Genomic DNA, 23,385 nt, shown 5'->3' with positions numbered 1-23,385 from the left:
ACAACCCCTGATTGGCAAAAGGCGCCGACCCGCATTCGATGGAATTCGGCACCACGGCTTCAAACCTGAAGCCTTTGAAGTGAAGCCGAGCGGCACCGATCAATGACGGCTTACCACTTTGTGCGGAGGCGGTCGGTTGCCGAGAAGGGTTCAGCAACCGACCTCGGTGTCATCAGGTGAGCGACATTCCACCATCCACGTGCAGTTCGATGCCGTTCACAAACGTTCCAGTGGCCGCCAGGAATAGGGCTGCACGCGCCAGTTCCTCAGGACGCCCCAGCCTGCCCGCTGGGATAAGCTCCGACATCTGTTGCTCGAACGCGGGACGTTCAGCCTCACCTATGCCCAGTTTGCCAAGAATCTCCGTCTCGACCGGGCCAGGGCTCAGGATGTTCACCCGGATCTTGCGATCCTTGAATTCAAGCGCCCAATTGCGTGCGAAGGCCGCAAGCGCGGCCTTCGATCCCGCGTATACTGTATGCTGCGGCAGGATTTTCGTCGCTGCGAGCGAGCTCGTGACGATGATGTTTCCGCCTTCGCGGATGAGAGGAGCCAACGTCTGGACTCCAAAGAAGACGCCACGCGTATTGGTGGCGAAATGGCGGTCATATTCTTCTTCCGTCACCATGGAAGAAGGCAGGAGGTTTATCACGCCGGCATTTGCCATATAAATGTCGATTGCGCCGAACTGGTCGCGAACTCTTGCGGCGAGGCGCTGGTGATCGGCGATGTCGGCAGCATCGCCGCAAAAGCCGGTGGCACCGTTGCCGATCTCATCGACAGCCGCGTCCACAACGTTTTGCCGCCTGCCGGTAATCACGACTTTGGCCCCTTCACTGGCGAACAGCCGAGCGGTTTCCTTGCCGATACCACTGTTACCGCCGGTGATGATGGCTACCTTGTCTTGAAGCATTTTCATTTTTTGATCTCCGTGTTTGCGTGCCAGAGATAGATCTTGTCTGGGCCCGCGATTAGCGGCCCCCTGGGAACAAGATGTGTTCCCGGCAACGGGTAATGCGCATTGTCTGGCAGGTGCGCGCATCCCCGGCGCCTGTCGGCTCGTGGCAACAGCGCCGGTCAAAGCACTGAGCCTCGCCATCTCGGTGTCGACGTTGTCGCCCACAAGCGAGCCGGCGGTCGTCGTTGGTTGCTCTCATCCGCCGCGGCACCGCATTCAGGTCGCGCGGCTGCTGACCCGGAAGAGACGGTGCCATGGGCGTTCTGGAGCGCATATTCGTTTGTTCGGGCATTCAGGTTCGCGGAATGGACGCTCTGCTCGCAAAGCGGACCTGGAGTAGCGCTTGCCGCGAACCAATACGAAAGCCCAATGGCTGTCATGAGCGTTGCACGGACGCACTGAAGGGCTATTGCCGCCGAAAAGGAAAGCTTCCTCTCAGCATCGCGTATGACGCTTCCGTTGCAAGGCCGGACTGGGTTGGGTTAGGGCCCACCGTCATATATAGCGCGATTGCGAGCCGATTAGTCTGCTCGCAATCGCAAGGCGCACGCCGGCACATAGGCTGGCGTCGCACCTGGCAGCGTTCGACTGGGTTCAAACGCGGTGGTCATTTCTGTCAGTGCCAGCTCAGCAACTGTCAGTAATCCCAGAAAATCGGCACCCAACGGAAGGCGTCTCCGTCAACCGCCACGCGGCCAACGGACGGGAACGGCAGGTGTGTGGCCACCAGCTGTTCGCCGGTCTCCGCCAACTCCGTCAACAGCCGGACCCGGACGCGGGCCGCCTCCTCGGGGTCGTGCTCGAAACCGTTGTGCCAGTCGGGATGGTCGAACCCGACCGCGAACACAGCATCGCCGGCGAACGTGAGCCGGTCGCCGCCAGACGCCAGGCGGACAACGCTGTGCCCGGGGGTGTGGCCGCCGGTGCGAACGGCAACCACCCCCGGCGCCACCTCATGTTGCTCGTCGAACAGCCGCAGCTGGTTACGGTACTCTTTCGCGAACTTTTTCGCGGCCGCTCGAAGCGCGTCCGGGAACCCCGGCGGCATGGAGACGTGGGTAAAGTCGGGCGATTCCCAGAATTTGACCTCGGCGGCGGCCACGTGGATGCGCAGGTCCGGACGAAGCCGGTCCTTCACCCCGTCGACGAGCAACCCGCCAACGTGGTCCATGTGCATGTGGGTGAGTACCACGTCGGTAACGGATGCAAGATCGATGCCGGCCGCCTCGAGCCGTTTGACCAGTTGGCCGGCCCGCGGGAGGTTCAAGTCGGGGTCCAAGCCCAGCCCAGCGTCGATGAGTATGGTTTGACTGCCGCTGCGTACTACGACCACATTCAGTGACCAGTCGAAAGCGTCCTGCGGAAGGAACATGTCGTCCAGCCAGGCCGCCCGCACCGCCGGGTCAGCGTTGTGTCCCAACATCTTGGTTGGAAGCGGCAGCACCCCATCGCTGACCACCAGCACTTCAATCTCGCCGATTCGCAGCGCATAGCGCGACGGAACCAGCTCCTCGGGAACCGGCCTGCCGGTATTAACGGTGTTGTCCAAGCTCATTTTTGTCTCCTTTTGACCAATCGTACGGAGTGCGGCTTCTGCCTGCGACATGGTGCACTCCTGTTTTGAGTGACCGAGACGGGTCGATCACGAGCCACGACATCGACGCTATGTTGAAGCGTGTTGGCGGTCGAGCCAAACCAATGGATAGGGTAGCCGTGCCCCCAATTGGCGTCGGCGAGGCATGGCTAAATCCGCCGCGCTCTCAAACATACATGTCAAAACAGCGGGTTAGCACTTGAGTGGCGGCGGTTTGCAGCCGCAGGCGACAAGCCGCAGAAACGATAGTTGCAACGCCATTTCCTGCTTCCATCCCGCGGCAACACATGGCGCGCCAGCGGCACCAGCTCGCTCTTAAGAACCGGAAGCGTTCTGGAGGTCTGCGGGCTTGAAGCCCAGAAGCGTGCCGAGCGCCGAGCGTCTCTCGACGAGATCCGCCAGCGTATACTTGTCGAAAACCGCCACAAAGGCCGCAGTGGCTTCCGAAAGAACGATCGGCAAGGTGCAGGCCGGTGCGATACGACATCCTTCGCAATCGATCAGGTCCGTCAAGCCCTCGGTGTGGCGAAGCAGAGCTCCCAGATTGATTTCGTTTGCAGGGCGGGCAAGCCTTATGCCCCCGTTGCGGCCGCGCACGGACACCAGGAAGTGTGCGTTTGCAAGGTCCTGAACCACCTTCATCATGTGGTTTTGTGAGACCGAGAATGTATCCGATATTTCGCGGATCGAGCTAAGCCCCGATGACCGTGAGCCCAGATAGATCATCAATCGCATGGCGTAGTCGGTGTATTTCGTGAGCTTCATCGGGGGTCTGCGTCAAAAAGTCCAATCCAAAAACATGCATTTCGTTAGCATCTTTTCTCTCGAGCGAATAGATGCATCTCAGATACATCTTTAAGGCAAAAGCGATGAGTACCGACGCGATAACCGAAGCAGACATCCGGATGGTCGTGGAACGCTTTCACGGAGAAGTTCGGGTTGATCAGCTCCTCAACGAAGCATTCACCGCCATAACCGAATGGGACGATCATCTCGAACGCATGACGGAGTTCTGGAGTTCGATGATGCTGTCGACAGGGCGTTACAAGGGAAGCCCAGTTGCAATGCATCTGATCCACCTGAAACACATTCGGCCGGAAATGTTCGAGCGCTGGTTGGCACTTTGGGAGAAGGTCACGTCAGACGCACTCAAGCCCGAAGTAGCGACAGAGATCCAGCGAAGGGCCGCTAGAATAGCCGCGCGTTTGTCGGCTGCCTTGTTTGGAGCACAGCGCCCAGATTGTAAGACCTTGGCCCCCCAGATCTCCTGCCGACCGTATAGAAGCACGCCGGTCTTCAACGAGGCCACAATCCCCGGACCACTGCTGAAATGCCATCAGCTTCGACCCGGGACCTGGGTCAAGCTCAGCGTGATCGAGGGCAGTCTGATCTATCACCGTGATACGCAGCCGGCGATCAACGCAGGCGCTGGCGCCACAATCATTATCCCGCCGGACGTTGCTCATCATCTTCAGATCGTGGGCCCGGTAAAATGCCAGCTGCACTTCTACGATCACCAGCCCAGCCCCCTGTGACACATCGTATCGAAAGGAAAGACCATGCCGAAACCCCTCTCGTCCCAGACAGTCCAAATTGTAAAGGCGAGCGTCCCGGCGCTCGCCGCGCACGGCACGAACATTACAAAGAGCATGTATGCCCGCATGTTCCGCGACGATCATATTCGGGAGCTGTTCAATCACGCCAACCAGGGTGAAGGTGGCTCGCAAGTCAACGCGCTCGCCGCGGCCATTCTGGCCTATGCGCAGAACATCGATAACCTTGGCGTGCTCGGCCCTGTGGTTGAGCGCATTGCTCACAAGCATATTGGCTATCATATCCTGCCGGACCACTACCCCTATGTCGCAAAGGCACTGCTTGCCGCCATCGAGGACGTGCTCGGAAGCGCGGCAACACCTGAACTCCTGGATGCCTGGGGCGAGGCCTACTGGTTCCTGGCGGATGTTCTTCAGGAACGCGAGGCTGAAATACGCGATGAGCTTGTGAAGAAATCCGGCGGCTGGAACGGCTGGAGAGATTTCGTCATCACCTCAAAGGTTCGCGAAAGTGAGGTTGTCACATCATTCGTCTTGGAGCCCAAGGACGGCGGTCGCATCTTGAGGCACAAACCCGGCCAATACCTCACATTGCGCTTCAAGCTTCAGAGTGGCCTGGAGATCAAGCGGAACTATTCAATCTCCAGCGGCCCGAGCGACAGTTCCTACCGGATTTCTGTAAAGCGGGAAGCGCATGGACAAGGTGGATCGCGCCATCTTCACGATACGGCGACGGTCGGTACGGTCTTGAGCGTCACGCCTCCGGCGGGTGACTTCTATCTTCCGGAAATCCCTCGGGCACCGGTCGTCTTGTTGTCGGGTGGCGTCGGGCTTACACCCATGGTCAGCATCCTGGAGACAATCGTCGAAGAGCATCCGAACCTCGAAGCTCACTTCGTCCACGGCGCGTTGAACAGCACTACTCACGCCATGGATCAGCATGTCCGCAAGCTCGCCAACGCTCACGGCAACATCAGGATCAGCAGTTTCTATAGTGATCCCCGCAGCGAAGATGCGGCCGGCTTGTCTCACGACTTTGATGGCTTCATCACGGCGGAATGGCTTCGGGAGAACACACCTGTTCACGAGGCCGAATACTACCTCTGTGGACCCAAACCGTTCCTTCGTGCCCTCGTCCCGGCTCTTGTCAGGGAAGGCGTTTCAAGCGAGCGGGTGCACTACGAGTTCTTCGGGCCATCGGACGAACTTCTTGCCGCCTGAGCGGCCGAAGGTAATCTCTCAGAAAAGTGCCTCATGGTACTCCTTCTGATAGCTTTTCCACGATGGAGTGGCTCTCGTTAGAGCCGGCGCCAGAGCCTGCTGCGGCCATTGCCGCGGCTGCCAGCGTGAAAATGAACCTCGCGCCACGGGGTTCATTTTGCTCCGCCCATAGCTTTCCGCCATGGGCTTCCACGATGGAGCGACAGATAGCCAGACCCATGCCCATCCCTCTTTCCTTTGTCGTGAAAAACGGGTCGAATATCCGCTCCGGAAACTCAATACCTCCACCTCGATCAATAACCTCGGTGAAGACCTCATCGTCCTTGCGATAGACCCGAATTTCAAGCAGCCTGTCATCCGGCGCCGACACCATTGCATCCAAGCCGTTTTGAACAAGGTTCATCAGGACCTGCTGGATCTGCACGCGATCGAATGCCACCAGTTGCTGGCTGCTCTCGATCTCGACCTGAACGCGGATACGCTGCCTGGAGGCTTCAGCCGCCACAAGATCGGCCACCTCGTCAATGATGCCCTCCAGCGAAGTAGCGTCGCGAACATCCATGGAATGCTGGAACAGGGCGCGGATCCGTCGCACGACCTCCGCGGCTGAATTCGCGCTGCGAATGATGCGCTCGGCCGATTTCCTTGCTCGCTCCACGTTTGGTGGGTCCGCGTCAAGCCAGCGCACGCAAGCATCCGTCGAGTTGACGATGGCCGAGAGCGGCTGGCTGACTTCGTGTGCGATGGACGCTGACAACTCGGCCAGACTGGCCGCCTGGGCCGCGCGTGCCAGTCCCTCTTGTGCAATGCGCAGATTCTCTTGGGCCTTAACCTCCCCGTCTATATCCAGGTAGATGACATTCCATTGGATGATGGCGCCCGAGGCATCGCGCATTGGAGCTGCTCGGGTCTCTACCCAACGGTATTCACCGTCGAACCGGCGAAGACGATGTCGGCGCGCGTAAGGTTCGCCCGATGCGAGGCAACGCGCATATTGCTGCTTGACGCCCTCGACGTCATCGGGATGAACCCCGGCATCCAGTGTCCCCTCAAGCCGGGATTTTCCGGAACCATCAAGCGCCTGCAATTCGTAGCCGAGGAACTCTCTCAGGCCTTGCCCGCGGAATATTGGCTCCCCATCGGGGGCGGCGCAGTCGATCATGAGCGGCAGGGTTTCTACCAATTGCCAGAGAAAGCGCTCCCTCTCCCTCAAGGCTGCCTCGGCCTGCACCTGGTCGTCGATATCCAGAAGCACACCGTACCATTGCAGAATGGAGCCGTCCTCATCGCGGAAAGGCTCCGAACGGCCCTCCACCCATCGGTACGTCCCGTCAGCGCGTCGCATTCGGTACCGCATAACGAACGCCTGACCGGTGCGCCGACACTTGGCCAAATGATCACGGACAGCCACCAGATCGTCGGGATGGACCTGTTGCCGACGCGCGACCTCCCCTCTTGGCTCATCCGGGGAATCGAAGTCCTCGAGATCAAAGCCAATGAAATCCCTTAGCCTCTTGTTGACGTAGGTTGGATCTCCCTCGGTGTTCGAACACCAGATCTGCGCAGGAACGGCATCGACCAGGCGCCGAAGCTGCCGCTCACTGTCGCGCATTGCCTCCTGTGCGCGCACCTCGTCGTCGATATCGAGCGAGATGACGAGCCATTGCACGATCGTTCCGTCGTCATCGCGCAACGCCTCCGCACGCCCATCAACCCAACGATAAGCTCCATCCGCCCGCCGCATGCGATACTTCATGGAATATGGCTCGCCGGTCACCAGCGAGTTTCTGACGGCATCAAACAGGCGCGTTGCGTCCTCGGGATGCACGAGAGAGTGAATCGCCGCGCTCAGACGACTTATGCCCGGCCGGTCCAGTTGATTTACGTCACTCAAACCAAAGAAATCGAGTAGTCGGCGGTTAAAGAAAATCGGCTGACCCTCTGGGGTCAGTCGCCTGATCTGCACGGGCACAAGGTCGACCAACTGCGAAAGTTCACGTTCGCGTTCCCGCAAAGTCTCAACACTCCGACGCAATGTAACGAGTGCCAGTTGGTGCTGCCTAGAGATCGCTGCCACGACCAACGCAGAAAACGCAGAGATGCCCAGAAACAGCTGCAGCATGATTTGTTTGTGTTGTTGAGATTCGGCGTCGCCCGCAAACTGGCTTGTGCCGGAAATCGTGAAGGCCGCAGTGATGAGCGCGAGGAAAGACAGGGCGAGAACTGTACCCTTGAATTCGAAACGGACCGCGACCCAGAGAAGCGGCGGCATGATGATGTATGCGTAGGGCAGAAAGCCGCTCAAGGAAAGAGCGGCGATTCCAAGAAACACCAGCGCCAGAGCAAAGACCTCGGTCCAGCGCGCCGCGAGAAATTCACTCTTTCCACGCCAATTCTGGAACACCACAAGAGCCAGGGGTGCGATGATGGCAACCCCGGTGGCATCGCCGATCCACCATAGCGGCCAAGCTGTGGCAAAGGCTTGGATGTCAAACCAAGCAAGCGTCGCGCTACCTACCGTTGCACTCAAGATTGGTGCGACACCGGCACCCAGTACAAGCAGCGCCAGTACCTCGCGCAAAGTCTCTAGCCGAACCGGTTCGCCGCAAAATCGCTTTAAAAGCCATGCGCCGAACGCAGCTTCGCAAGCGTTTCCAACGTAGATCAGGGTCGCGACGGGAATGGAATTGTGAAACCAGGCGAGATTTCCAAGAAGTTCGCCTGTGAGCCCCACCAGTATCCACCAGGGCCAACTGCGTTGCGAGGCAAGGACAAGGGTCGCAAGGAACAAGCCGCTCGGCGGCCAGATTGATATTCCTGTCCCAGGAATGATTGCAAGAAGGTGGGCAAACCCGCTACCCGCAACGTAGGCCGCGACAAACAGCCCCGCGTGGAGCGCTTGGGGGCGATGTGATCGGACGCTCATCAAGACCTGTTCCTGTCGAAGTCGAACCGGATTATGCATTCAACGGCATCAACGCTGCGTGTGCGAGCGCGTTTTGGCATACCCCGGCGATCCCCTGCTTGGCCGCGGCATCGGTCTTCTTTCCCGAGCCGGCCCGCTCAACACCTATCGGGCATATCTATATACACGGAAGCCAATGATAAAAAGCCGGCTGCAGGCACGACAGGTCTTCTTCGCCTGGGCCCGGGCGCGTTTCTTCCGGAAGACTTGCGCCGGATCGGCGCAGACTGGACGACACCGCAAAGCCTCCGGCGGGCTATGAGAAAGCGGCGATCGCTGCGGATATCGAGAAGCTCGTGAAAGTGCTCAAACTCGGCCCGCCCATCAATCTGGCCGGCCACGGCATGGTCGCATACGCCTACGCGGCTCAGTATCGCGAGGAAGTGACGACTCTGACGATCCTCGACGTACCTCTGCCCGGCATAGAGCCATGGAGCGCGCTGTTAGAGAGGACTCGCTGACTAGCTTTCGAACTCGTTGATCTCGCGATGACGAGCGAATTCGCAATCGACGCAGTTTGACAGGTCGCCCTTTGTAATCGGAGCGACGCCGCCGGCACGCAGAATGGGGGAGAAGGCCGTCCGCAAGGGGCGGCTGGGACGGCCTTCTGGCGGACAACGTCCGCTTTGCGGCGCGGAGGGGAACGCCGCCGCAGGCCTCGTCCGGCAACACGCTTGAGATGTTTCCGAAGCCGAGTGCACCTTGATTATGCTGGCGGTCGTCCAGGAATGAAACCTATACCGACGTTTCACGCTTGACGATGCTGACTACTTCTCCTTGATCGTGGCTCCGGGGAAGTGTCCCTGTAGACGCAGGTACAGTTACCTTATTTCCAAAGATTGGATACGCAGAGTGACCGGACAGCCGTCTGCCAAGCGGCCCGATCATTTCCAGATCACTGATCGGTCACGCCTTGTTGTGGCATGACGCAAAGCCAATTTGAGACATGCATGCACTGCCAAGACACCATCGCCTCGAACGGGAGGCCCGTTGAATGCGCGGGACAAAGCGCTTTCACCGGAGCAGCATTGCTATGAGGACGGTGACCGCCACTCTCGTATTCAACCAGACGGAACGCCGTTCGCAGGCTTGGCTCCGGCTGCCGGCGTCGGACGAGAACGTTTCAAAATGCTTCAGTCGCTCTCTTGGTTAGCCCTGCATCGCGCATCGATCCAGGAAGGCTATCCCAGGCGCGGATAAGTTCACTCAGGGATGCGACTTCCATCTTGCGCATGACGTTGCCCCGATGAAGCTTCACCGTCACTTCGCTGATGCCGAGGTCAAAAGCGATCTGCTTGTTAAGCCGTCCATGCGCCACCTCCTGCAAGACCTCGCGCTCTCGTGGCGTCAGTGTCTCGTGCCGCTCCATGTTGCGTTTGACGAGCATCGTCTCCATCCGCCGCGCCGCATCCAGGTCGATCGCGGTCGTGATTGCATCCAGCAGTGTCTGGTCTCGTACCGGCTTTATCAGGAAATCGACGGCGCCAGCCTTCATCGCCTGCACGGTCATCGGAATATCCCCGTGTCCCGAGAGGAAAATCACCGGTTTCGGGTTTCCACTTTGCGTCAGGTGACGCTGCAAATCGAGACCGCTCGCTCCCGGCATGCGAACATCCAGGATCAGGCAGCCGGGGCTATGCAGCGTGTCGGAAGCGAGCAATTCTCGGGTCGAGGCGAAGCAGGCTGATTGGAACCCCGCTGATGCAATCAACTCGGACAGTGCCTCACGGACAGAGGCGTCATCATCGACAATGATGACGAGCGGCTGTTCGCCGTCACTCCGGTGCCACGAACCTGCCTTTCGCTGTAGTGACTGGTCAGATTTCATCATTACCCTCCATTTCTGGATCACGCAGGGCGTTGGCGAGCGTAGCAAGCAGAACCTGCGCGTCGAACGGTTTTCGGAAGCAACCACCAATGTCCTGGCCGCTATGCTGTTCGGCAAGCTCGTGACGTCCGGTTATTAGGAAGACGGGCAGATCGGGACGCACTTTCCTCACGAAATCTCGTAGTTCAAACCCGTCCATACCGGGCATGCCAATATCCGTGATAACTGCATCCACGCCAGCCAGACCGCTGGCAAGAAACGAGCCTGCCGATGAGAAGCTGCGAGCCAGATAGCCAGCGGACTCCAAAAGATCCTCCAGCGACTCCAGTAGTCTCAGATCATCATCGACAATTGCCACCACCCGCCGATGCTTGGTCATTCTAGGCTTCCCCACCCTGCGAGAGTGCGTGATCGGTATTTCCAGGCGTTCTGCAATACGCACGAGGTCGGCAAGCGAGGCCGCCTCCATCTTCTGCATCACATTGCGTCGGTGAATCTGCAGCGTCACTTCACTGATGCCGAGCGCGGCGGCCGCCTGCTTGTTGAGAAGACCGCTCACCACCAGAGGTAGAACCTCGCGTTCGCGCGGCGTCAGGTCAAGATAGCGACGCTTCAATTTCCCTGACTCGGCGCGCACTGCCCTCTTTTCCTTATCCAGTGCAATTGCCGCGTTTATGGCGTTCATCAGATCCGCGTCGGTAAATGGCTTGGTCAGGAAGTCTACCGCGCCGTCCTTTATCGCGCGCACGGAGGATCGGATATCACCGTGGCCGGTTATGAACACAATCGGTGGATGCTCCCCTTCAGCAATCTCACTTTGGAGGTCGAGACCGTTGATGTCGGGCAGTTCGATATCGAGGATCAGACAAGCGGGTGCATCCGGCTTTTCAAAGTTGACATAGTCCCCGGCGGATCCGAACGCCATCGCGCGAATGCCGTGCGAGGCCAGGAGCTCGCAGAGCGCCTCACGAATTCGGCTGTCGTCATCGACAATGAACACAATATGCTCGTCTCTCATCATACCGAAGCATCCACTTTGATCGGCAGCGTAAACGCAAACGTGGCACCCTCAGACTCGTTGTTCTGCGCCCACAACCGCCCTCCGTGCGACTCGATGATCGAACGACAAATTGCCAGGCCCATGCCCATTCCGTTCACTTTCGTGGTAAAGAAGGCTTCAAAGATCCGTTCCGGATACTCGACGCCCGTGCCGTGGTCGCTGACTTCGGTTTGAATCATCCCCGCGACGCGACGTGTGCGCACCTTCACCACCCGATCGGTCGCAACTTCGTCCATCGCGTCCATTCCGTTGCGGATAAGGTTCACCAGAACCTGCTGAATATGCACCCGATCCAGAGCGATCTGTGGAAGGTCGAGCGCGATATCAACGTCGACGCGAACACGACGTCGTAATGCGTCCTCTGCAATGAGATTGATTGCTTCACCAATTACGCTTGCCAGGTTGGTATTGCTCCTCGCTTCGACGGGATGTTTGAACAGTGCGCGGATCCGACTGACGACGTCCGCGGCGGAGTTTGCGTCACGGATGATGCGCTCGGCGGTGATCTTGGCCCGCTCCAGATTCGCAGGCTTGGCCGATAACCAGCGATGGCAAGCGTTGGAATTGGCAACGATTGCGGCCAGCGGCTGATTGACCTCATGCGCGATCGACGCCGACAGTTCGGCAAGGCTTGCCGCCTGGGCAGCGCGAGAGAGCCGTTCTTGCGCTAGCCGCAACTCTTCCTGCACCTGAACCTCGCCATGAATGTCCAGGCAAATGACGTTCCACTGAATGATCCTGTCCTCCGAGTCCCGCATCGCGGCGGCTCTTGTTTCAACCCATCGGTATTCACCATCATAGCGCCGCAGGCGATGCTTGCGCGCGTAGGGCTCGCCGGTTGCAAGAGAATGCGCATATTTCTCCTTCACGCCGGCAACGTCATCGGGGTGCACTCCGGCATCAAGCGTACCGTTCAATCGGGACTTTCCAACGCCGTCCAATTCCTCCAGGTTGTATCCGAGAAACTCTCGGAGCTGCTGGCTGCGATAGACTGGTTCACCATTCGGCATGGCGCAGTCGATCATCGCCGGAAGGGTTTCCACCAGCTGCCACAGCGACCGCTCCCGTTCACGTAGCGCCTCCTCGATCCGCAACTGATCGTCGATGTCATGCGACAGGCCGTACCATTGCAGGATATCTCCATTCTCATCGCGTAGCGGTTCAGCGTTGCTCTCGACCCAACGGTAGACGCCGTCCGCCCGGCGCAGGCGAAACTTCTTGGTGAAGTTCCCGCCGGTTGCGACAGATAATTTAAGCGCTTCCTCGAGGCCGGTCGCATCGTCGGGGTGGACCGCTGCCTTCAGAGTTGTTGCCAGCCGGTCTATGTCTGGCTGCCGTGTATCCGCGGCATTCAAACCAAGAAAAGCCATCATGCGTTTGTTGAAAAAGGTCGGTTCGCCTTGTCGGTTCAATCGCCAAAGCAGGCTTGGGACCATATCGACCAGTTGCGAAAGTTCTCGCTCCCGATCGCGAAGGGCCTCCTGCGCTCGCATCTCGTCATCGATGTCGATCGAGATCGCGTACCAATGCGCGATCGCTCCATTTGGATCGACCAGGGGCTCTGCGCGGCCGTCGACCCAACGATAGGCGCCATCGGCTCGGCGCAAGCGATACTTCATGGAATAAGGCTCACCTGTTACCACTGAATGGCGGACGGCTTTCAGAAGGCGCACGGCATCGTCAGGGTGAACGAGCTTTTCCATCGCGCGGGCCAATCGGCTCTCGCCTTGCCTTTCCAGCTGCGCAAGATCGGTCCAGCCAAAGAAATCGAGCAGGCGCTTGTTGAAGAAGGTCGGTTCGCCCTCGGGTGTAAGACGCCTGATCTGCACCGGTACCATGTCAACAAGCTGCGAAAGCTCGCGCTCCCGGCCGCGCAACGCCTCAACGGTTTTCTTGTAGACATCGATGTCGAGCGCTATGCCGAACCACCCGACGACACGGCCCTGTTTGTCGCGCGCGGGCCGTGCGGCGGTTCTGGCCCAGACATAGCTTCCACTGACACGACGAAAGCGAAACTCGACATTGAAGTCGTCGCCAGTTTCCAGACAACGACGCCATCTCGCCGCGACGTGATCATAGTCATCGGGATGTAACAGTTGCTTCCAGGCGGTATCGCCCTGATCCAGCGAGGTGTTCAGCTGCTCCGGCGTCACACCCAGCGAGCTTTGGGCGAAAGGATGCAGGTAGATCCAACGTCCGGCGGCATCGAATGCCCACCCGTTGCCGAATATGCTCTCGACGGCCCTGGCCGACCGCATCGGCTCGATATCATCCACCGCCGACAGGTCGGAAACCGCCGCTATATGCGGCTCTCTTTCCGTTACCAGATCGTCGATGTCGATGCTGACACTGTATCCTGGCTCTGCGCGGGTCTCCGTCCATCGATACTTGCCGTTTGTCTGGAGTTGGCGGTGCCTGGTGACCTGGGGAACGCCCGTCCAGAAGGCGCGGGCGGCCGCATGAGCGGCCGTCGTCCGGTCGGCTGGATGAATACGGCTCAACGAATGCGGCTGTTCTTGCGTGACCTTCCTCTCCAAAGCCGCGGTTGCGACATCGCCAAACCGCTCGCTGGCAACGGAGGTATCTCCAACAATGAACGTGCCGTACCAACCGAGCACACGGCCTTGACCATCGCGCAAGGGCTGGGCCGAACTCCTGCTCCATCCGTAAGCACCACTTTCACGCAATAAGCGATGCTCGACGTTGAAATGCTCACCCGTTTCAAGGCACCTGCTCCATTGAGCAGTAACGAGCCCGTAATCGTCCGGGTGAATCATGCGCCTCCAACCAAGCAAGCCACCATCTGCCGGCGAACTGAACTCTTCGAGCGTAATCGCCAGGTGCGACAGAACCGCAGCGCTCACGTAAATGATCTTGCCGGACGCATCGGCGGCCCAAGCGTTGCCGACCACGCTCTCGATGAACCGCACAGCTTGCAATACATCGGGCGCGATTTTGCCAGGTTGGTTGAACGCCTTCGTCATTGCCTTCTCCTGCCGGACGAGGAAAGCCTTTGTCAGCGCTCTGCATAGCACTTGTCTTGAGATCAGGACCGGGTGAACTCGTCACTTATCCTATTCCCGCTGCGCCTCCTGTGCACCCTATGGAAATCTATGACAACCGGGTGGTGCAATCTAACCTGTACTTCAGGATAGCTTGGTCTGGATCGTTGCGACGGGGTGGGAGCCGCCGGACAACGAGGTGACCTCCCTTAGGTGTCTGCGTCCAGGGTGCCTTCGCGCTCTACCTCACGTTGATCATCGTTCTGGACTCACAAGCGATACCGAGCCAAGGCGCCGTTTGTCGCCCACAAATATCGACGGCCGACCAAGCTAGGCTAGTGGTTTTTGCTGCCTCTGAGCGTAGATTTCGATAGATTGAAACTTTGGCATGAGGGGTAGAGCGGTGGCTAATAAAGCCCAGGCTTTCTCTGTCCGGTTGGAGAAGCCAATGAAATCAACGTTTCGCCCAGTTAGCAAAACCAATTCAGAAGCAGCGCGTACACAAACGCAACACCGAGATGGATCCGAACCAGGATCAAGTGGGGAAGCAGTCGTTGTGCCGCCAGTTGAAAGAGAATCGGCCCGGCGCGATTTTCCAGCAATGCGCCGATGGCGTGGGGTCGGGCTGCACCGCCCGCGGTTCAAGTATCTCGCGCTATTTTTCGCAGCCTATGTGTTGGGATGCGGATTCGCAAATGTGCTGGCGATCGTGCCTGGCATAACTGTTTCGATTTGGCCTCCTGGCGGGGTCTTCGTCGCTACCCTGATCCTAACATCTCCATACAGTTGGCCCTGGTGGATATTGGGGGGCTGCCTGGCTGAGATGTTCGCGCAGATCGTGTGGTTTCACAGTCCGCTGCCTGCCGGCTTTTTGATCTACGTGGGCAATGCCCTGTGCGCTATTGCCGGCGCTGCTCTCGTCAGCCGGGCGACCGGCAAGCCGGTCAAGTTGGAGACCTTGCAGCAGGTCCTTGCATTCGTCGTTTTTGGGGCGGGAACTGCGCCGCTCATAAGTGCGACGGTGGGAAGTGCGACACTTGCTTGGTTCGGTGTAAAAGCGCAGACTTTCACAGGCGTGTGGCCGCTATTTTGGATTGGAGATGCTACCGGCATCCTGCTCGTTGCGCCACTTGTATTGGTTTTGGTCCAATACTGGCGCAGCAAGTCCAAACTATCTGCCGCGCAGTTGGCAGAAGCCGGAGTGCTCGGTCTGATTTTTTTGGGAGTCGCCGCTCTCTCCCTGAGTGATAACTATCTTCCGTCTCCCTACATCATCCTGCCATTGCTTCTTTGGGCCTCAGCGCGTTTCGAGTTCCGGGGAGCCGCAGTCGCGCTGACACTCCTCGGCTTAATGACGATGGCACTTACAATATCTGGTGACAGTCAGTTTGTCGGCGAGTCCCAAAGGCAAAGGCAGGTAATGCTGCAGCTTTTCCTGGCGATATCAGCGTTTTCAGCGCTGATTGTCGCCGCCATCTCGCGACAATATCAACTGGCGTTGCTGACTGTGCGCGAAAGCGAGCGCCGCCTTCAGCAATTGATCGATGCAGTTCCAGCGCTCATATGGTGCACAACTCCAGAAGGCATACCCAGCTACCTCAACAAACAGGCCACGGACATCACAGGCATGACTCTCAAGCAGGTGATCGCGCCCGACGGGTCAAGGTCTCTGACAGACATTCATCCAGACGACCGGCAATCAACAGATGAGGCACTTAAGCGCTCGTTCGAGACGGGCGCGTCCTTTGTGGGTAGGTATCGCCAATGCCGAGCGGACGGACCCCACAGATGGGTTGAGGCGCGCGCCGAACCATTGCGCGACGAATCCGGCACGATCATTCAGTGGTATGGCGTGTCTGTTGACATTGAAGACATGGTGAGGGCGCAGGAGGCCCTGAGTGAACGAGAGGAGGAGCTCTCCCAGCTTGTCAATATGGTTCCAAGCCACGTTTGGCGTCTGACCCCTTCGGGCGAACCAGCATTCTTCAACAAACGCATGATCGACTTCCTTGGCTTGAATGTTTCAGATACGGTCAAACCGGGTATGACAAGGTTAGCCGCCTTGGTGGAGGCATCCGTTCATCCGGAAGACGCGGTTCCGTTCAACGATTTGCTTTCCCGCGCGCTCGCCACCGGGGAAGTCTTTGCCATGCGATACCGTCTGCGCCGGGCGGACGGCGTTTACCGCTGGATGTCCAGCCGCGCCGAACCGCGTCGGGATCAGTCCGGGCTTATCGTCCAATGGTACGGCATTTGTCATGACATTGACGATCAAATGCGTGCCCAAGACGCGTTGCGCGAACGGGAACGCGAGCTATTGCTGCTTGTGGACATGGTGCCGGCTTTCATCGCACGTCAGGCTTCAGACGGAGCGTTGACGTTCTTTAACAAGCGGTTGGTAGACTTCCTCGGGCTAGACGTTGCGCATGCGGACAAGTTGGGGATGAGGCGCGTGACCGCCATGATCCAAGCTGTCGTCCATCCCGACGATGTTTCCCTGGTGAGGGAGAACGCCACACGCGGCTTGTCGACGGGCGAACCCTTCTCGAATCGATATCGTATGCTTCGCGCCGACGGTGAGTATCGCTGGATGGACGGGCGCGCCGAGCCGTTGCGTGATGAGCGCGGGACGATAATGCAGTGGTATGCGGTCGCCATCGACGTCGATGATGAAGTGCGCGCGCAGCAAAGGTTGTACGATCGGGAGCGAGAGCTTTCGCAACTGGTGGATATGGTACCCAGCCCGCTCTGGCGGTTGACCCCAGAAGGGGAGCCGGTCTTCTTCAACAAGAGCTTGATTGAATTCCTGGGCCATGATGTTGGAGATGGGCGGCGCAAAGCATTGGCCGCTGCTCTTGTGTCTGCGATCCACCCGGATGACATGACAGCGCTTGAAGCATCACTGAACAAGGCACTTGCCACTGGCGAGAGCTTCTCCGTGAACTATCGCATGCGCCGCGCCGACGGCCTGTATCGCTGGATGTCTGGTCGCGGAGCGCCTCTGCGGGACACCGGCGGGCGCATCCTGCAATGGTTCGGCATTTGTCACGACATCGACGATCAACTTCGCGTCGAACAGGTCCTGCGCGAGAGGGAGCGCTCGCTGCGCCAACTTATTGAAACCTTGCCCGCAATGGTCGAATGCACGGGGCCAGACGGCCATCCGGTCTATCGAAGTGAGCAGCTTTGCGATTTCCTAGGATACAAACTTGAAGCGCCGGTCGGATCGGGAGAGCCGCGGCCGTCCGCAACGCTCAGTGCCGCTGTCCATCGTGAGGATATGCCCCTCGTCCGCGAGAACCATGAGCGCGCATTGGAAACCGGCACCCCTTATGCGCAGAAGCATCGTCTGCGGCGTTCGGATGGTGAGTACCGCTGGGTGGAAACCCGAGCTGCACCCATGCGAGACACCGACTCTTCGATTATTCAATGGAATGTTATTTGCCTGGACATCGATAGCGAGGTCAGGACGCAAGAGGAATTGCGTTTGACGCGAGAGGGCCTGGCGCGAGCATTTCAGGCGGCAAGCCTTGCCGAACTTTCCGCTTCGATCGCCCATGAGGTGAACCAGCCGCTGGCAGCGATCGTGGCAAACTCGCACGCATGTCAACGCTGGCTCACAGCCGACCCTCCAAATCTTGAGCGAGCGCAAAAGACGATCGGACGCATTACGCGCGATGCAAACGCTGCGGCTGATGTTGTGAGCCGTATCCGCGCATTGTTCAAGCGATCCCTGGAGACCGAAGCGAGCGCCACCCCCCACGAGGTCATCGCGGAGGCCCAGAGCCTGATGGCCGACGAGGCTGCACGACGTCGTGTCCGGATCGAGGTGAACGTTGCGAACGAACTTCCGTTTGTTCCTATGGATCGCGTTCAGGTCCAGCAGGTGCTGGTCAATCTGATGAGAAATGGCATCGAAGCCATGACATCCTCGGATGCGCCCAGGGTTCTAGGTCTAAGCGTGTATCCGATGGACAACGCGGTACAGATCGCGGTGAGCGATCTGGGCACAGGCGTGGAGTTCCCGGACAGGATCTTCGAGCCATTCTTTACAACGAAGGACGACGGCATGGGCATGGGGCTTGCGATCTGCCGTTCGATAGTCGAATCACACGGTGGGCGGCTTTGGGCGGAGAAAAACGAGCCGCAGGGCACCACCTTTTTCTTCACATTGCCGACTGAGCCAATAACAGTCGCTTGAGGCGAGACTTACATGGAGTTATATCGCCGGTCTCGAGGAGCTGCACCTCGGCCCCGGCCGTTAACGGCCTACTTTGCCGGTGTTACGAGCTCCGTTTCGGCAGTATCAAGAACGAAGACAGCCAGGATCTTTGCTGGCTCGCTATCGCTGGCATTCGCGCTCACGCGGTGATGGTCGCCGGGAACTTCGACCCAGTTTTCGCCAGTCTTGTATACCTTGATTTCGCCGTCGTTGATCTGGCTCTTGATGTTGCCTTCGATTACCGTGGCATAGATAAAGGCGCTCCTGGGATGCGTGTGTGAAGGGTTGTGACCACCAGGGCCATATTCGACCAGAACACCGCGCATGCTTTTTCCTGGCACGTTGGGAAGTGCTTGGTCGAACACCACTGAGACCTTGGCATTATAGGGCTGGTCCGAGGCTGCTGCAGGTGTAATCAGCGCCGCAAACATCAAGCCAGTCGCCAACCTTCGCATGAATATCTCCTCTTGCTTCATATTCGATTAATCTCGGGTGCGATCGTATGCCCGGCGCTGCGAAAGGAGGAGCTATACGTAGGTTGGTGGTGTTATACATACATGTCCGCCCCTGCGGCCGGGCGTAATCAAACATTGCACGTTGTTGCTCGACCAGCCGGGATTGGGCAGCATCAATGGTTTCGGCAGCTGGCATGAGCCGCATCGCCTTTGTTGCCGGCGCGACAATGCCAGACCTCAAACTCGACGCCACGCACGCCGCGTCGCCCTATACCAACAGACAATTGGAATTTTAACACGTTGTGTCAGCTTACGTCAGACTGGCGCAGCGCGGCTCGAGACAATTCGGAAAAAGCGCGCGGCGCCTCTTCCGAAACTGCGTCCGTTCAGTTGGCTTTCGAGGGTTAGATTTTCATGTCAGATAGCCCGCTCAGCCGCTGTTGGTTGCTGGCAAGCCTCGCGCTCCTCTTCGCCCTTGGCAGTGCCCATTTGACGCTCGCCCAGATGCCACCGTCCTCGATCACCGTCATTCTCACACCTGATCAGAGTGCCATCGAGATCGAACAAACGCTGGGCGCCGCCTTAAAGGTCGGCGGGTCGGTGACGGTCGAATGGCGCGACGAGTCAAATGAAAATGCAGGCTCCGGCAATGCGACAATACCCGGCACTGGAACGAGCGAGACAACGCCCCACATTGCAACTTCCGCCGACACGGATGAAAATGAGATAGCGGCCAGGACGCTGCCAGCTTTTCAAGCCGCGGATCCAGTGGAATCGTTCGACAGCGTTTCCGATCACCTTCTCAATGGGCTGCAAATCGGTTTTGCCGGCATCTGCGGTATCGCGGGGGCGATGGCAGACGTCGTGGCGGGGATCCATGCCGAGGGATGGTCGGTGATTTCTGTTGCCACAACTGCCCTCTGCGCCATCACGGCTGGCGTCGCCGCAGCACTGGCCAGCCGCCTCCTCATGAACCGGCTTTTCGGTGCATCGGTTGAGGTTGTCGACGGGCTGCACCGTGTGCGGGCCTCGATGATCAGACTCTGCTTCGATATCGCCTATCTCGCGCTCCTTGCAACCGTCGCACACGGCGTCATCAGGGTCTTCCTAGGGCGGGGGACCGCTTCGGCTGAATTGGCTCACGCTGTCGTCACCATCGCGCTGATATCGGCGGCCTACATTGCGGGCGCCCATTTCCTCTTCGCGCCGACACGCCCTGCAATCCGTCTGCTCGATATCGCCCATCCCCGCTTTCACGCCAACATGCTGTCAGCTTATGGCGCGATCGTCGCCGTCGTCAGCGCCAGCGTGCGCTTTGCCGACCAGCGCGCACTAGGCCCGGTCGCCATCGACGGCTGCTTGCTGATCGGCGTCACGGCGCTGACATTCGTGAAGCTCTACTGGTTCATCGCCGGCGCCCGCGATATCCGCACGCTGTTTGCCGGCTCGAATCCCGGACATTTGCGCCGCGCCATCGCCTTCGGTGTGCCGGAATTCTATGCGCTGAGCGCAATGGTACTGTGGCTAATGACCGCCATCGTCGCCGGCAGTCCCCACAGCGCCGCCTGGAGCTTTGCCGGCGGCGCCACACAGATCATCCTGCTCGCCCTACCGATCCTGGCCTTCGGGATCCATTCGTTAGCCGGAGCCGCCGCCGCGCGCCGCCGCACGCTGACCTCCTCGCCGCTTCATGCGGCGATCTCGGGCAGCGTGCAGACGGCGCTTGCCGGCGCTATCTGGCTGATCGGCCTGCATGCCATCATCGGCCTGTGGCGGCCGGTAATGGACGGGCACGAGACATCTGGCGCCGTCGGCTGGATCGCCGTCCTCGAGCGCATCAGTCTTGCAATCGTGGCTGCCTGGGTAATCTGCAGCTTCCTGTGGAAGAGTTTCGAGGCTTTCTCACCTTCCGTCCGCGTCGCGATACCCGGCGACCAGGAGGACAACACGGATGCCCACCAGCGAAGCCGGCTCGCGACGATCCTGCCGCTCATCCGCAACCTCATTTTCGGTGGCATCTTGGCCGTCACCAGCCTCGTCATTCTCTCCGCCCTCGGCATAAATATCGCGCCGCTGCTCGCAGGCTTCGGCGTGCTCGGTCTAGCCCTTTCCTTCGGTTCACAAACGCTGGTAAAGGATGTCGTCTCCGGCATTTTCTTCATCGCCGACGACGCCTTCCGCGTCGGCGAATATGTCGAAAGCGGCAAGCTCAAGGGCACGGTCGAGCGGATCTCGCTCCGTTCCCTGAGGCTCCGCCACCAGAACGGTCAAGTACACACCGTCCCCTATGGCCAGCTTCAAGCGGTGACCAACTACAGCCGCGACTGGAGTACGGTGAAGTTCGAACTCAAATTCGAGCGCGACGCCGATCCCGAAAAGATCCGCAAGACCATCAAGAAGGTCGGACTGGCCATGCTCGAAGACCCGGAAACCGGCGGCGAGTTCCTCGTGCCCTTGAAGATGCAGGGTATCCAGGACGTGACCGAAAACTCTCTCGTCGTCCGCCTCAAGTTCACCGCGCGGCCCGGCAACCCAAGCATACTCCAGCGTGAGGCGATGAAACGCCTTCTTCCTGCATTGCGCGAAGCCGGCCTCGACCTTGCCTCGAACGCTGTCACCGTTCGGTCTGGTGGCGCCAGTATTGGTGAAGCGGAGGTTGCGGCGGCAAACATGACGCTGGCCAGTAAGCCGGTAGAAATCGAGGCGGCCGTGTGAGGCATGTGTCGCCGTGCCGACCTGGTCGCCGCAGTTCACGAAGCCACGATTACCTAAGCGCGCCGGAGCGGATTACGCAGACACCGTAAAATGAATCGAAGGGGAAAACATTTGGCAAACTGCTATCGCGTTGCTGACCGTGGGCTTGGCCGCAAGTTCACCAGCTCTTCCGAACAGCTCGGGTTGATTTTTTGGCGGGCCATGGCAGTGTTCGTCTTCCTTTTCTGCCTCGCTGGTTGTGCAACGCAGCGCGTGGAGCTTGCAACGCTGCCCAAAACTGTGTCTCCCACCTCGCAAAGCCCTCAGACCATTCACGCAAGTTCCGAAACCTTCGACCTCCTCTACGTTACCGATCGCGCACGTGTAGCCGCTTCGGAAAGTGCACTGGCTTATGGTGCCGAAAGGGCCAGTTTCTTGAGCTTTGGCTCGGTGTCGATCACCCCGACACGTAGCTCTCTCAGCAGCAAAAAGCGGTTACGTGCCAGCGCGTTTTCCGAGACCGGACGGTTTCCGGCGACACCCTACGGCGTCGAGGCGACCGCAAACGGGCTACGCCGCCCTCCGGCGGCACTAGCGGCCCACGACCAGGCCGCCGCATCCCTGCAGGCTGAAGTCGCTCGTCGTCTCGCAACAGCCGATCGTAAAGAAGTCGTGGTCTTTATTCACGGATACGGTAACAGTTTCGACGACGCCGCGCTCGCGACTGGCGAGATTTGCAGGTCGCTGCAGAATCAGTTTGTTTGCGTTGTCCTGACGTGGCCCGCGGGAGGCTCCGGCGGCTTATTTTTCGGTTACAATATCGACCGCGAGTCGAGCGAATTTTCAGTCGCGGACCTCAAGAAAGCCATCCGGATCATCGCAGAAACACAGGGTGTCGAGCGACTTCACCTCATGGCCCATAGCCGCGGAACCGATGTCCTCGCCAGCGTGATCCAGCAACTCGGCATTGAGGCTTATGTTGGCCGATCCTCAATATGGCAGCGTTTCAAAATCGCGAATGTGGTATTTTTCGCTCCCGATATCGATCTCGACGTGGCTTCCTCCAAGATGTTCGCGTGGGTATCGGATCCAGACCTCGCCTTCGGCAGCATATCAAGGCCAAGCGAGATCCCGCCTCAGGGCCCTCTGCATCTCACGGTCTATTCGTCTCCCGGTGACAAAGCGTTGGGGGCATCAACACTACTCTTTGGCAGCGCCTTGCGGCTGGGGCAGCTCGCTGTTGATAGGCTGCCCAAGGACAGGAGCGAGGCGGCGACCAGGTGGGCGGGGTCGCAGATGGGCGGTTTGGTCGATTTCATCGAGTTTTCGGGCGGCGGGTTGATTGGCCATAGTTATTTCTTGTCTGATCCGGCTGTTAAGGCGGACTTCGTTGCGCTCATCCGCGATAGAGTGAAGGCTGGCGATCCACGTCGGCAAATCGTCGAGATCAAACGCCCTTTCTGGCGAGTAACTGATGTCCAGCAGGCCTTGCGATGATCGCTTTTCCGAACTTCGAAGCGATCTGCGGTAGGGCAGCGTCGTGCGGGGCGCCGACTAACGAATCTCTTCTTTTGAACGGAGTAGAACGACGGGCCATCGCTGACAGCCCAGGCCGGAAATGAGCGGATCGAGCGGCGGCAGCCAGAGCCCGTTCGCGCGCGATTTGACCGGATAAAAGCCTCGTCTCGGAGGATCAGCATTGCAACGGCGGGGATCCGGGAAGCCCGGTCAAGCCGATCCGTTTGATTGAGGGACCCCAGACAACGAGGTTTTCGCCACCTCGCCTATCCCTTCCCGCTCTGTCCAGAGCTCGTGCTATATCGATAATGTCGG

At 59.0% G+C, this 23,385-nt stretch carries 14 protein-coding genes and 1 pseudogene; 6 read left to right on the top strand and 9 right to left on the bottom strand.

What is annotated here, in order from left to right; all coding sequences use genetic code 11:
* Window positions 1–172 precede the first annotated feature (172 nt).
* The 3 genes from ASD02_RS32285 to ASD02_RS32275 all read right to left on the bottom strand — a co-directional run bounded on the left by ASD02_RS32285 (window position 173) and on the right by ASD02_RS32275 (window position 3,317).
* Window positions 173–919: an SDR family oxidoreductase gene (locus ASD02_RS32285; protein ID WP_057221631.1), complete on the bottom strand. Its 747-nt coding sequence runs from the start codon at window positions 917–919 to the stop codon at window positions 173–175.
* A gap of 676 nt (window positions 920–1,595) precedes the next feature.
* Window positions 1,596–2,564 carry an MBL fold metallo-hydrolase gene (locus ASD02_RS32280; RefSeq protein ID WP_057221630.1) on the bottom strand — a complete coding sequence of 323 codons (969 nt, stop codon included), beginning with the start codon at window positions 2,562–2,564 and terminating at the stop codon, window positions 1,596–1,598.
* A 303-nt stretch (window positions 2,565–2,867) separates the two neighbouring features.
* A complete protein-coding gene (locus tag ASD02_RS32275; protein WP_057221629.1) occupies window positions 2,868–3,317 on the bottom strand; it encodes an Rrf2 family transcriptional regulator in 450 nt (149 codons plus the stop codon).
* A 71-nt stretch (window positions 3,318–3,388) separates the two neighbouring features.
* On the opposite strand from ASD02_RS32275, the gene ASD02_RS32270 reads away from it, so the two are divergent.
* Window positions 3,389–4,087, top strand: coding sequence for a DUF1971 domain-containing protein (locus ASD02_RS32270; RefSeq protein ID WP_057221628.1), 699 nt, complete (start codon window positions 3,389–3,391; stop codon window positions 4,085–4,087).
* 24 nt (window positions 4,088–4,111) lie between these two features.
* On the top strand, window positions 4,112–5,326 hold the full coding sequence (gene hmpA, locus ASD02_RS32265; RefSeq protein WP_057221627.1) for an NO-inducible flavohemoprotein: 1,215 nt from the start codon (window positions 4,112–4,114) through the stop codon (window positions 5,324–5,326).
* A 31-nt stretch (window positions 5,327–5,357) separates the two neighbouring features.
* Here the strand turns inward: hmpA and ASD02_RS32260 are convergent, their stop codons facing one another.
* Entirely contained in the window at window positions 5,358–8,255 is a 2,898-nt protein-coding gene (locus ASD02_RS32260; RefSeq protein ID WP_082555689.1) for an MASE1 domain-containing protein, read from the bottom strand.
* A 332-nt stretch (window positions 8,256–8,587) separates the two neighbouring features.
* Here ASD02_RS32260 and ASD02_RS39325 point away from each other — a divergent pair, with 332 nt between their 5' ends.
* On the top strand, window positions 8,588–8,752 hold the full coding sequence (locus ASD02_RS39325; RefSeq protein WP_200951729.1) for a hypothetical protein: 165 nt from the start codon (window positions 8,588–8,590) through the stop codon (window positions 8,750–8,752).
* Window positions 8,753–9,414: 662 nt separating this feature from the next.
* Here ASD02_RS39325 and ASD02_RS32255 read toward each other — a convergent pair.
* The 4 genes and pseudogenes from ASD02_RS32255 to ASD02_RS32245 all read right to left on the bottom strand — a co-directional run bounded on the left by ASD02_RS32255 (window position 9,415) and on the right by ASD02_RS32245 (window position 14,163).
* A complete protein-coding gene (locus ASD02_RS32255) occupies window positions 9,415–10,119 on the bottom strand; it encodes a response regulator transcription factor (RefSeq protein ID WP_057221626.1) in 705 nt (234 codons plus the stop codon).
* Window positions 10,109–10,531 carry a response regulator gene (locus tag ASD02_RS40170; protein ID WP_337797722.1) on the bottom strand — a complete coding sequence of 141 codons (423 nt, stop codon included), beginning with the start codon at window positions 10,529–10,531 and terminating at the stop codon, window positions 10,109–10,111. Before ASD02_RS40170 ends, ASD02_RS32255 begins: the two co-directional genes overlap by 11 nt.
* A pseudogene (locus ASD02_RS40165) lies at window positions 10,508–11,140 on the bottom strand (response regulator); the annotation flags it as partial. The pseudogene ASD02_RS40165 and the gene ASD02_RS40170, both read right to left, overlap by 24 nt.
* Window positions 11,137–14,163, bottom strand: coding sequence for a PAS domain-containing protein (locus ASD02_RS32245; protein WP_057221625.1), 3,027 nt, complete (start codon window positions 14,161–14,163; stop codon window positions 11,137–11,139). The gene ASD02_RS32245 and the pseudogene ASD02_RS40165, both read right to left, overlap by 4 nt.
* 619 nt (window positions 14,164–14,782) lie before the next feature.
* Here ASD02_RS32245 and ASD02_RS32240 point away from each other — a divergent pair.
* On the top strand, window positions 14,783–18,382 hold the full coding sequence (locus ASD02_RS32240; protein ID WP_057221624.1) for a PAS domain-containing protein: 3,600 nt from the start codon (window positions 14,783–14,785) through the stop codon (window positions 18,380–18,382).
* A gap of 68 nt (window positions 18,383–18,450) precedes the next feature.
* Here ASD02_RS32240 and ASD02_RS32235 read toward each other — a convergent pair whose 3' ends face one another.
* The gene (locus ASD02_RS32235) at window positions 18,451–18,858 is read right to left on the bottom strand and encodes a cupin domain-containing protein (RefSeq protein ID WP_057221623.1); all 408 of its coding nucleotides are present in this window, start codon (window positions 18,856–18,858) and stop codon (window positions 18,451–18,453) included.
* A gap of 414 nt (window positions 18,859–19,272) precedes the next feature.
* On the opposite strand from ASD02_RS32235, the gene ASD02_RS32230 reads away from it, so the two are divergent.
* Window positions 19,273–21,573: a mechanosensitive ion channel family protein gene (locus ASD02_RS32230; protein WP_057221622.1), complete on the top strand. Its 2,301-nt coding sequence runs from the start codon at window positions 19,273–19,275 to the stop codon at window positions 21,571–21,573.
* A 90-nt stretch (window positions 21,574–21,663) separates the two neighbouring features.
* Window positions 21,664–23,049 carry an alpha/beta hydrolase gene (locus ASD02_RS32225; protein ID WP_156408514.1) on the top strand — a complete coding sequence of 462 codons (1,386 nt, stop codon included), beginning with the start codon at window positions 21,664–21,666 and terminating at the stop codon, window positions 23,047–23,049.
* The last annotated feature ends 336 nt before the right edge of the window (window positions 23,050–23,385 follow it).

Origin of the sequence: Ensifer sp. Root1252 (genome assembly GCF_001425885.1) — a bacterium.
GTDB lineage: Bacteria > Pseudomonadota > Alphaproteobacteria > Rhizobiales > Rhizobiaceae > Ensifer > Ensifer canadensis.
This window is presented reverse-complemented; position numbering and strand designations above follow the sequence as displayed.